The sequence below is a fragment of the Pseudolysobacter antarcticus genome (assembly GCF_004168365.1).
Taxonomy (GTDB): Bacteria; Pseudomonadota; Gammaproteobacteria; order Xanthomonadales; family Rhodanobacteraceae; genus Pseudolysobacter; species Pseudolysobacter antarcticus.
Map to the genome: position 1 here is coordinate 3,460,309 of NZ_CP035704.1, position 11,936 is coordinate 3,472,244.

At 58.3% G+C, this 11,936-nt stretch carries 6 protein-coding genes; all 6 read right to left on the reverse strand.

Translation table 11 applies throughout. The features are described 5' to 3' along the window. Positions 1–6: 6 nt before the first annotated feature. Positions 7–5,883, reverse strand: coding sequence for a DUF1565 domain-containing protein (locus ELE36_RS14795; protein ID WP_165371630.1), 5,877 nt, complete (start codon positions 5,881–5,883; stop codon positions 7–9). A 304-nt stretch (positions 5,884–6,187) separates the two neighbouring features. Continuing rightward, positions 6,188–6,790, reverse strand: a complete 603-nt coding sequence (locus ELE36_RS14800; RefSeq protein WP_129834603.1) for a glutathione S-transferase family protein — start codon at positions 6,788–6,790, stop codon at positions 6,188–6,190. A 92-nt stretch (positions 6,791–6,882) separates the two neighbouring features. Further along, positions 6,883–8,955, reverse strand: coding sequence for a S46 family peptidase (locus tag ELE36_RS14805; RefSeq protein WP_129834605.1), 2,073 nt, complete (start codon positions 8,953–8,955; stop codon positions 6,883–6,885). Between the two features lie 135 nt (positions 8,956–9,090). Continuing rightward, positions 9,091–10,074 (reverse strand): malate dehydrogenase, encoded by a 984-nt coding sequence (locus ELE36_RS14810; RefSeq protein ID WP_129834607.1) that lies wholly within the window; start codon positions 10,072–10,074, stop codon positions 9,091–9,093. Positions 10,075–10,189: 115 nt separating this feature from the next. After that, a complete protein-coding gene (locus ELE36_RS14815; protein WP_129834609.1) occupies positions 10,190–10,543 on the reverse strand; it encodes a glutaredoxin family protein in 354 nt (117 codons plus the stop codon). A gap of 37 nt (positions 10,544–10,580) precedes the next feature. Continuing rightward, the gene (locus tag ELE36_RS14820; RefSeq protein ID WP_129834611.1) at positions 10,581–11,777 is read right to left on the reverse strand and encodes a pyridoxal phosphate-dependent aminotransferase; all 1,197 of its coding nucleotides are present in this window, start codon (positions 11,775–11,777) and stop codon (positions 10,581–10,583) included. Positions 11,778–11,936 lie beyond the last annotated feature (159 nt).

An 11,936-nucleotide genomic window follows, 5' to 3' on the forward strand; every position in this document is an offset into this window, starting at 1 on the left:
AAACGCTTATTGCCGGATAAACAACGTCAGCGGCAATTTCGCCCACGTCGGCAACGGCATCGCGAGATCAGTCGTGCCGCCGACCAGCATCGCCTGAATCGGTTGCGATGATTTGCCGCTGCTCAGCGCCAACGCAAGATGCGTGACGCTGCTAGCGAGATCACTCCATGCGCTGCGACTTTCTTCGCCATTTGCCGCGATGCTGACCACGCGCAATTGCAACGTGCCAGCAAGCTGCACGACCTCGACGCGGAATGTCTCGCGACCTGATGCATCGATCGCCTTGAACCAGGTTGCCGGCATCGCGCTTGCGCTCGAGATTTGCGGCGAATTCAGGGTCAAGCTGCCGACATCATCCAGGCTGCCGGCTTCAGCAAATTCCGCCGCAGTATTCAACGCACCATCGCCGCCGCTTTCCAGCCCATTGCGGAAAATCACCACTTGTACCGTGGCTGCGGTGGCCGTGTTGTTGACTGGATTACTGTCGTGCGCAGCGGTGATTGTCACCGTATCGGCAACTTGATCGCTCACCAATCCCGGGCTATTCAGCACGCTGGTCGAGACCACGTAGGTGACGCTGCCACCGGCGGGCACGCTGACATTGCTGTCGCTCAGATTGCCGCTAGTGGTGGCGCATACGGCGCCGCTGCTGCCGACACAGAATGTGCTTGTGCTGCCGATGTTCGATGCGCTCGCCAGCGAGTCTTGCACACTGATCCCGCTGGCATTCGAAGGACCGCTATTAGTCAACACGACGACGTAATTCAATGTGTGGCCGTACTGCACGTAATCGCGGCTCGGCGTGATCGCTACGGCAAGATCGTATTGCGCCGATCCGGTCGCCGAGAAGTTGACCGGGCTGCCGCCCAAGCCAGTGGCGGTGGCACTCAGCGTATCGCTGGCATTCGGATCGGCGGACAAGGTCCACGCACCAACGCTGGCGATACCGCTGGCATTAGTGATCTGCGTAGCGCCGGTGACTGAGCCCGAGTTGCTGCCCGTGGCAAATGTCACGCTCACGCCAGCGACCGGATTGCCGCCTGCATCAGTCGCAATTACCGCTGGCGCCGTGGCCAAAGCCGCACCCGCGATGCCGCTGAAGCTGGTCGGGCCGAACGCAGCAATGTTGGTCGCCGGGCCGGGATTGACATTGACCAGCAGCGACGCGGTGGCGTAGTTGGTGCTGCTGATGCCATCCACGGTGGCGATAACCTGGAATGCGCCGGACTTCGCGTAGCTCAATTGCAGCTGAGTGGTGGCGTCGTAACCTACGCCAATCGGGAAACCCGTTGGCGGGCCGAACGTGCCGCAAAGCTGCGTATTGCCATTGCACAAAACCAGTGGAATCGGCTGGTAGGCGCTGCCATCGAAATACTGCACGACGAGATCGTTCGCACCGATGCCGCCGCTGCGACTGATGACAAAATGCACCAGCACATTTTCCGTGGCCGCACCGCCGGCGTTGAGGATGCGCGCGCTGTAGCCAGTGATCGGTGTGGCGACATTCGCGGTCTGCGGACCGGCCAGGGTCAGCCCAATTCTGCTCGCCGATTGCACGACGTTGGTGCTGTGACTATCCACCGCATAAACCGTATGCGTCGTGACGCCAACCACGCTGCCGGCAGCGGTGTAGTTGGTACCGCTGGCACCGTTCGCGTAATGGAAGGTATAGCGGAACGGCGTGGTCAGATCGTAACCTTGCGGGATCGCAAAACCACCGACCGGGCCGTAATCCACGACCAGTGCGCCGCCGCTCAAAGTCAGCGGCAATGGCTGGAAGCTGCTGCTGCTCGCATCGTAATACTCGGCGCTAATGTCACTCAGTTGAATGCCACCTGCGCGATCGCTGCTGATGGCCAGATGCACGACCGAGTTCTCAGTCAATGCTGGCCCGGAGTTCGCGACTTCGCCAGTGAAAACGGTCGGCACACTCGCCTGCACATTCGTCAGCGGACCATCGAGCTTGAGCACCACGCCAGCACCGAGACCGTAGTTGACGAGACCGAGCGCAGCGTTGTCGTTGACATCGTAAGTGCGCGCGAACAACGCGGCGCGTTGCGTCACATCCATCGACGCCGGAAACACACCGCCGAACTGATTGTTCGTCGCTTCGACATTCACGCGGAACGGACGCACCTGCGTATTGGCAATGCCACCGGGCGCGTTGACATCGTTGTAGTCGAGGAACGTGCACAACGGTGCAACACCACCCGGCCACGTGCCGACCACGTTGAGGTTGGTATCGCACTGCTGGTTGAGCAGGTTGAAATACAACTGCTGCGCGGGATCGAACAGGTTGGCATCCGCGGCTTGGCTGCTGCCGAACAAAAGCGCGCCGAAGGCGGCAGTGCCGTTGGCATCGTTGTCGTCGATGAATTCGACCGCACGCCCGGCGCCGTTCACGCCGCTGCCGTTGAAGTTGTTGCGCAACACCGTGACCGACATCGGATACGGCGCTTGCGGCGGCGTATTCTGATTGATGTTCTTGTTGCTCACGACCAGGCTGACAAAATCGGTCGCGCCAGCGAGCGGCGTGAACGTGTTGCCGGTAAAGGTTGTCTGCGGGAAATTCTGCACGGTTGCGCCGCGATATCCCTTGGCATATCCGAGCAGCTGATTATTGCTGATCGTGACCGGTACGCTTTGCGAGTTGTCGATCAGGCGCAGGATCGAGATGTCGGCTTCGAGCTGAGTCTGGGTCAGGCCCAGCGCTGCGGAACCCGGCGACGCGGTGATGACGTTGTTGCTGATCGTGATCGGTGCGACGCCGAGAGTCGGCGCATCGAATTCGAGGCCACCACCATTGAACGCATTGCCACTGATCACCAATGCGGTCGGGCCACCAACCACGGTGTTGGCGAAGCGCACTATCGCATCGTGATTCAGGCCAACGCTGGTATTGCCGGTGATCGTGCCGACGCCGCGATCCATCGCGATGCCAGCGCGGAATGTCGTTGCATTGGGCGTGGTGCTGGCGCTGATCGTGTTGTTGCTGATCGTGGCGTTTTGACCATCGCTCTGCGACAGGCCCAGCGAATTGTGGCCGGGATCGATATTGATCGAAATTCCATTTGTATACTTGTAGCTGGCGGTGCCGCTGGTCGAACTGGCGGTCTGCACAATGTGGTTGTCGTGGATATTCAAGCCATCGATCGCACCGTTGGCAAGAATACCTTCGGCCGCATGTTTCTTGTCGACGCTAAAATTCAGATGATCAATGGCGATATTCTTGACGCCATTGACGAGCAATACCGGCTGATTCGGACCTCCTGTCAAGCGCGTGAGCACCGCCGGATTTGCGCTATCGGCCGAGGTAATGCGCACGCCGTTTTTGCCGGCACCAAGCGTCGGCATCTGATCGAACGTGCCTTGCTCGATAAACACCGTGCCGCCCGCGGTCACGGCGGCAATGCCGGAGTTGATAAGGGTATTGCTGGCAGTGCACTGTGCGGCGCTGCACGGGCCGCTGTTCAATTTGCCGAACAGATAATTTTTTGCTCCACGCACCAGCACGGTATCGACACCGCTGATGCCACTGAAGCTGGCGCTGGCCGCCGCACCCGACAAGGCGAGCTTGTAATTCACGCCGGTAAACGTGTTGCCGGTGCCGATGCTGATGACCGGCGAACCGGCAACCTCATTGGTATCCTCGATATAAATCGCGCCGAGCGTGATATTGCTGAAGGCGATGTTCTGCACCAGCGCGCCATTCACCGGACCGGTGAAATTGGTCGCATCGGTGGCGAGCACACCGGCATCGACATTGCTTACGCTGCCGCCGTCGATCGCGGTAGTCGCACTGAGGCTGCTGGCCCAGTTATTGAGCACGTAACCGGTGCGGATACGCGTGTTGGCGAGCGCGCTGCCGTCGATGTGATTGTTGTTGATCACGACGGTCTGCGCACTTCCCATCGACTCGATCTGCATGCCGTTCCACTGACCGGTTTGTGCTGCGTTCAGCGCGGCGATCACAGTGTTGTCGGAGAACGTATAGGTGCTCGCAGAGCCATAAAAAAGGTTGTGGAAAATGCCTGTGCGCGTGGCGTGGATTTCGTTTCGCAACACCGCGGGCGCCTGCGCGCCAGTATTTGCCGAGCTATTGTTTTCGATCTGCATGCCGATACGCACCTGATCCATCAGGTTGTCGCTGATCTGAGCATAGAAGTTGTAGCCGGCGTAAATTCCAAGGCCCCACGTCGACGGATTGGTGATGTTGCTGAAGCGGTTCAACTGGATTCGATTGTCACCGCCCACGCCGGAATCCATATACGCAAAAACACCTGCGCCAGGCAGATTGCGCAGCACCACATTCTGCACCGTGATGCCGCTGCCGCTGGCGAACATGCCCGCTGCCGCATCAGGATTGCTGCCGTTCAAATTGAGCGGATTGCCACCAACCGAGGAATTCAAACTCGGGTTGTCGCCATCGACGATCAAACCATCGAGCGATACGCCATCAGCAGCAATCGTGACTACCGCGCTGCTGTTGAGCGAATCCAGCGTGAGGCTGGCATCGATTACCGCGGGAACCAGAATGGTCTCGGCCAAGTCGCCAACATTGCGAGTGCGCGCATCGATGCCGACCTGCGCACCTTCGATCGCCACGGATTTGTTGATGACCAGGTTCTCGCCGCTGCTGCTGTTCTCGGCATAACGTCCGGCAGCGACATGGATCGTGTCGTAGGGATTGGCTTGCGCGATCGCATAGGTGATCGTTTTGCACGGTGATGCCTGCACATTGCATGGACCACTGTCGTTGCCGCTGGTGGCGACATAACGATCAAAATCGAAACTGGTCTTGATGCTGCTGCCAGCCGCAGGCAGGACGCTCAAATCATCAATGTAGACACCATGCGGGCGATTGGTGACCGAGTTGGTGCCGTATGGTTGTTGCCCGCCATCGGCATTGCCGGAGATGCGAAAGCCGGCGTAATCGCTCGCGACGGTCGTGCCTGGCGTGTTGCCGTAACGACCATCGAAATACGCAGCTTCCCACGAGCCGATGTTGCCGGTGTCGAACACGACGTTACCGCTGACATCGAAGATTTGATAATGAATCTGGTCATTGCCGGTGTGGCAAACCGTGGCTGCGGGACACAGCAACGGATCAGTTGTGACAGCGCCCGGGCCGTTCACGAACGTCGCATCGATGTGCGCGCGATACCACACGCCGCGAGTCAGCGCCGGCGAATAATGATCGACAAAACTGGCATCGCCATCAGCGGCAGCGTCATTGCCGGAAACCACTTCGGCCGCATCAACATGAAAACAGCCGTTATTGGTCGGGCAGCCATTGCCGCTCGGGCCGCCAGGGCCCGCCGCTTCATCGAACATGCCGAGATAGGTCATGCGATTGCCCGGGGCATCGCTGATCGTGGTCGAAACCGCGCTGCCCGGATCGGGATGCGCATCGTCGGGCGCCGCGCTGCGGAACCAGAAATCGTAGACCACATGATTCGACAATGCAGTCTGCGTGGTCGCGCCTGCACCATCGTGATTGATCGCGGTTGTTTCGCCGACCGAACCGAATTGCGGGCTCAGTATCTCGTTGACGTAACCGCTGTGGAACCAGTTCGAGACGCGCCACGAGTGGCCGCCGCTGTGCGCGATGCCGGCAGTGATTTCTTCGTCGATGCGCGTCGGCGAGTCGATGCTTTGCCAGCCGCCTTGGCCGTTAATCGAGGTATTCAGCAGCCGATCGTCGCTGGATTGCCATCCGCCGGCGGGTGCGGGAGTGGTCTGCGAGGCAATGAATGGGCCAACTTCCCGGCCATGCAGCGGCGCGACGCTAATTGTCTCAGCCTGACCATTTACGGCGAAAATCGCGCCGACAAAAATCAGGCAAAGTGAAAAATGACGCTTTGAACGAATCAGCGATTTCATTGTTTTCTCCATAATAAATGCCCGAATACGCTTCGCCCACGTCGTCCAAACGAGCGTGGATGTGCGATTCGATCCTTGCAACAAGCCAAGTGTGACCCCGGTCACGATTCGTATGCAATAGCTGTGCCGCGTCAATTAGACGTAGTCATCAAAAACAAAGTTACGCGGAGGATTATTGGTGCCGGGTAAAATCGTCGTGAAGCTCGGCACGTGCAGCCGATTCCACACGTCCAGAGAGTCTGATTTTTGCATCACGAATCGCCAGTTTTCTGGCGGCGCGATTTCCGCAACAAAACGCCGCTTGCTAGCTGCCTAACAACACATGACTTGGCTGCGCGGCGACGCGGGCCAGCCATTGGCCGATCGCCGGATAGCTCGCAAGATCAAATCCGCCATCGGTGGCGCAATGCGTGTAGGCATATAGCGCGATGTCGGCAACGCTGTAGCGCTCGCCGACAAAATAGCTGCGCGTGGCGAGGTGCTGTTCCATCACCGCGAGCGCCTGATTTCCACGCTCGCGCAGGCGCGGCAGATCAGCACGACGACTATCGTCAGCAGGCAGGAATGCATTGATCATGCGCGCCACGGCGATATACGGCTCGTGACTGTATTGCTCGAAAAACATCCACTGCAGAACTTGCGCGCGTTCGTAACGATCGTTCGGCAACAGCGCCGAATCGGCAGCGAGATAACACAGGATTGCATTCGATTCCGGCAGGTATTTTCCGGATTCGATTCCGAGCAACGGCACTTTGCCGTTGGCATTAAGCGCGAGATATTCGGGTGTGCGCGTTGCGCCGTGCATCGAGTCGATCTCGACCCAGCGATACGGCAACTGCAATTGTTCCAGCGCGAGATGCAACTTGTAGCAGTTGCCCGAAAGTTTCATGCCGTAAGCGATGAACATGCGCGACTCCGCAATGGAACAATAATCCGGTGTTACGAAATCGGGCCGACATCAGCCAGCCCGATTTATTTACTCGTGCGCAGAGCGCGAAATCAGTGCTTGCGCGCCGACTCGATTTCCTTGGTCAAACGCTCAGCGTGATAAACATTGCGCAGCGCTTCGATGATCGCCCCGCTATGCACGGCGACGCTGCGATTGGCGCTTTCGTCGTACCAGTAATCGCCACCGAGCGATTCGATATTGCCGTCGAACACCAAGCCGACGACTTCCGCATTGCGATTGATCACCGGGCTACCCGAATTGCCACCGATGATGTCGTTGGTGGTGACAAAATCGAAACGCTGATTCAGATTGAGTTTCGGCTTGGCATCAAGCCACGATTGCGGCAACGCGAACGGCTCGAAACCGGTGGCACGTGCAAATGCGCCGCCGATATCGGTGAACGGTTTTACCCATTGGCCTTTCAGCTCCCAGCCTTTCACTTCGCCGAACGAAAAACGCTCGGTAAAGGTTGCATCGGGATAAACGCTGGTGCCGTATTTCTCGAAACGCGCCGCCGCGATCAACTCCGAATTCTTGTCGACCACGGATTGGACTTCGTTCTCGTACTGCTTGCGGATCGCGCGCGCTTGCGCATCGATGTCGCGCGCCAGCACGATGAACGGATCGTCGGATTTCGCGATCGCATCGGCACCGCCGTCCCAGAGTTTTTTGCGATAGTCGGTATCCCCGAGTTTGGTCGCAGCGATCCACTGATCGGCCAGCGCCTCCGGTGAAGATTTGCCGAGAATCTGCTTGACCAGTACATCGTCCGCGCCGAGATTCTCGCGCAACTTGGTCAGGCCGAACGTCAATTTTACTTTCTCGAATTGCGGATAGACCGGCGCTGTCGAGAACAGCGATTGAGTCACGCTCGGCAAACGCGATTCGCTGAATTCGCGCAGGCGTTCGCTGTTCGGCTTGCCACGTTCGCTAGCACCTCGCACCAGCGCGCGCGCATAGCTGAAATATTTACTGCTTATGCCCTGCGAACGCTCGATCAGCTTGTAGCGCGTTTCGATGTTGCGATAGATCACCATCGCCTTGGCGATTTCATCCCAGGCCGCGCCGTATTTGGTCTTACGTGCCGGATCGGCATTGACGTAATCGCGCAACTCGGTCTCCTGTTTGCGCTTGAGTTCGAACACCGCCGGATCCTGCAGCGACAACAAGCGGCCACGCAATGCCTTGAACGAATTCTCGATACCGAACAAGTCACTCTGCGCGATACGCGATTGCTCGGCGCCTTGGCTACGGAACTGCTCGATCACACCACGACGTTCGGCAAGCTGCAGCAAGGCCGGAATGGTGTCCATGTCGCGCGTCGATTCGAGTTCGGCGATGGTCAGCTGGCGATCGGTGCCACCCGGATTGCCGACCACAATCGTCAGCTCTTTTTCCTCGGCCCCGTTTTTCGAGAACGGGAAATATTCGGCCACTTTCGCCGGCTTGTTGTTCTCGTAAGCGCGCAAAACGCCCATGTCGAGGTCGTAGCGCGGGAAGTTGAAATTGTCGGGATCACCGCCGAAAAACGCCATCGCCAGTTCCGGCGCAAACACCAGCCGCACATCCTGGAAACGATGATATTTGTAGAGGTCGTAAACACCGCCGTGATAGAGGTCGACGACATCACAACGTGTGGTTTCCTTGGCCGGACCAACGCACTCGTTTTCGATATCGGACTTCACCGATTTTTCGGCCTTGCTGTAATCCTCGCCACTCTTGCCGGCAGTGGCTTTTTTTACGCGCTCGGTGACGTTGCCGATGCTGTCGAGTCGGTTCAATTCGATCTCGGGGCATTTGATTTCTTCGCTTTCCTGCTTGGCGTAAAAACCCGCCTTGATGAAATCCTTGTCTGCAGTCGACAACTGCTGCACGCAGGAATTGACGCAATGATGATTGGTCAGCACCAATCCGTTCGGCGAGACGAACGAGCCGGAGCAACCGCCGGCGAGACGCAGCGCCGCGCGCTGGGCGTGATCGATCCACTTCTGATCCGGCGAAAACTTGTAGGTTTCCTGCAACTGCTTTTTCGGCAGATTATCCGGCGTCCACATGCCCTCGCCAGCGAAGGCGGCGCTGCTGGCAACGAATGCAGTCAAGACGACCAGCATGAAATTTTTCATCATGAATTCCCCATTCCGAGGCGAGTTGCAAGGTCGGCGAACATAGGCCGACCCGCATCACGCGGCCTGTGCCGAAAGTCATGGAGCAAATCTCCCGCGCCAAGTCACGGCGCGGGAGAAAGCCTTGAAACTAGATCACTTGGCGAACAGATGCTCGACCGCGGCACGCTCTTCGCGCAACTCTTTCTCAGTGGCAGCCATGCGCTCACGCGAGAAGGCATTGATTTCCAGACCCTGGACGATTTCGTATTTGCCGCCCTTGGTCGCCACTGGATAGCCGTAGATCACGCCCGGCGCGATGCCGTAGCTGCCGTCGGACGGAATACCCATCGACACCCAATCGCCCTCGGCCGTACCGAGCGCCCAGCTGCGCATGTGATCAACCGCTGCCGACGCTGCCGACGCTGCACTCGATGCACCGCGCGCCTTGATGATTGCCGCGCCGCGCTGCTGCACGACCGGGATGAACGTGTCGGCGTACCAAGCCTGATCGATCAGGTCGGTCGCGGCCTTGCCCTTTACCGTGGTGTGATGGATATCGGGATACTGGGTCGAGCTGTGGTTGCCCCAGATCGTGACCTTCTTGATGTCGGTGGTGTGCGCACCGGTTTTTTCGGCGAGCTGGCTCAGCGCACGATTGTGGTCGAGACGCACCATCGCAGTGAAACATTTCGGATCGAGGCTCGGCGCATTCTGCTGCGCGATCAGCGCATTGGTATTGGCCGGGTTGCCGACCACGAGCACCTTGACGTCGCGTTTGGCGTGATCGCTGAGTGCCTTGCCCTGCGGCGCAAAAATCGCACCGTTGGCTTCGAGCAAATCCTTGCGCTCCATGCCAGGGCCGCGCGGACGCGCGCCGACCAGCAACGCATAATCGACATCCTTGAACGCAACGTTGACGTCATCGGTAGCGACCACGCCAGCGAGCGTCGGGAACGCGCAATCGTTCAGTTCCATCACCACGCCTTGCAGCGCCGGCAACGCCGGGGTGATTTCGAGCAGGTGCAGGATCACCGGCTGATCGGCGCCGAGCATGTCGCCAGCGGCGATGCGGAACAACAAGGCATAACCGATTTGACCAGCGGCGCCGGTAACTGCAACACGAACAGGAGATTTCATAAGACGAAGTCCTCAATCAATGAACGATGAACCACACGATAACTGCAAACTATCTCGATCAACTTTCGACAAACTCATGCCGGATTTTTTGCGGCGGCGGCATGCCTGAAACATTTTATTGAATCGCAAAACCGAGTGGTTTGAGCAGGCCATCGATATGCGTCGGATCGTAGCCGTAAACCACGTCCTGCCCGATCACCGTGACCGGAATACCATGCGCACGCAGTGAACTGTAAGCACGCTGGCCTTCACTGCTGGTTTCGACATCAAGCTCGCGAAACGGTACTTCATGCGCCACCAGCGACGCGCGCAACGCCTTGCAGTAACCGCACCATTCCGCGCTCAGCAACACGATGCCGTTGCTGCCGGTATCACGGCGCGGATCGTCACGTTTCGCTTCGATCTTGTGCTGCCACAACATCACGCCACTGATCAGCGCAATAAACAGAGCGAGCAATTTGCCGTGCATTGACGTGTCTCGCAGACGATGTGTGAGCGACTATTAACTAGACCAACTCGGCGAAAAACTGCTTGATGCGATTCAGGCCATCGGTCAACTCGGCCGGCTTGCAGGTATACGAAATGCGTATCGCCTTCGGCTCACCGAACGCACTGCCCGGCACGCAAGCGACACCTTTGACATCCAGCAACACGTTGCAGAAATCCACATCGTTGGCGATCACGGTAGTGCCGTGATGTTTGCCGAACGCGACGGAAATATCCGGGAACGCGTAAAACGCGCCTTGCGGTTTCGGGCAATGCAGGCCGGGGATGCTCTCGAGCACTGCCATGACTTCATCGCGACGTCGCGAGAAATCCTTGTTCTTCTCACGCGGCACATCCTGCGGGCCGGACAACGCAGCGGTAGCCGCAGCAGTCACGACTTCCGGCAGATTGGTGATGTGATTCGAGTTCAACGTGACTTGCGACAACGCCACCTGCTCGGGCGCCGCGATCAAACCGACGCGCCAGCCCGGCATGCCGTAGGTTTTGGAAATCGAGTCGATCAGGATCACACGATCGCGCAACTCCGGCCGCGCCTTGACCAGATGCGCGTATTGCAGACCATCAAAAATCATGCGGTTGTAGATGTCGTCCGACAGAATCCAGAGCTGGTGTTTCACCAGCACGTCGGCGAGCGCGGCGACTTCTGCCTCGCTGTAAACCATGCCGGTCGGATTCGACGGATTGTTGAACAGCAGCAACTTGGTCTTCGGCGTGATCGCCGCTTCGAGTTGTGCCGCAGTGAGCTTGTAATTCTGCTCGGCGGGGCATGGCAGCAGCACGGTTTTGGCGCCAAGAATATCGGCGATATCAACGTAGCTGGTCCAGTACGGCACCGGAATCAGAATCTCGTCACCCTCGTTGAGCAACGCGTACATCAGATTGAACAGCACATGTTTTGCGCCGACACCGGTCGCGAGATTCTTGCGCTCGTAACCGTCGAATCCGCCTTCTTTCAGATGCACCAGAAACGCATCGAGCAAGGCATCGGAACCGCGATTCGAGCCGTACTGCCCGGAGTCGTGCGCGAGCGCGTCGCGTGCGGCTGCATACACATGTTCACCGGGCAGAAAATTCGGCACGCCGATCGAAAAACTGATGATGTCGCGGCCGGCAGCCTTGAGCTTTTTGGCTTTTTCGGCGACGACCATGATCGCGCTGGGCTTGGCCCGGCTCATACGCTCAGCTAATTGCAGCATGGGGAGATTCTCGAGGTGGGTGGAATCGAAGCGCCGTGTTGCGGCGCAATATTCTAGCATAAAGAGCGCATAATCATGCGCCGTTTTTGTGCGCGAATCTGTAGGTCGAAGATGCGGATGGTGCCAGTACTTTCGGCATCTTGTATCCGGCTTGATCGC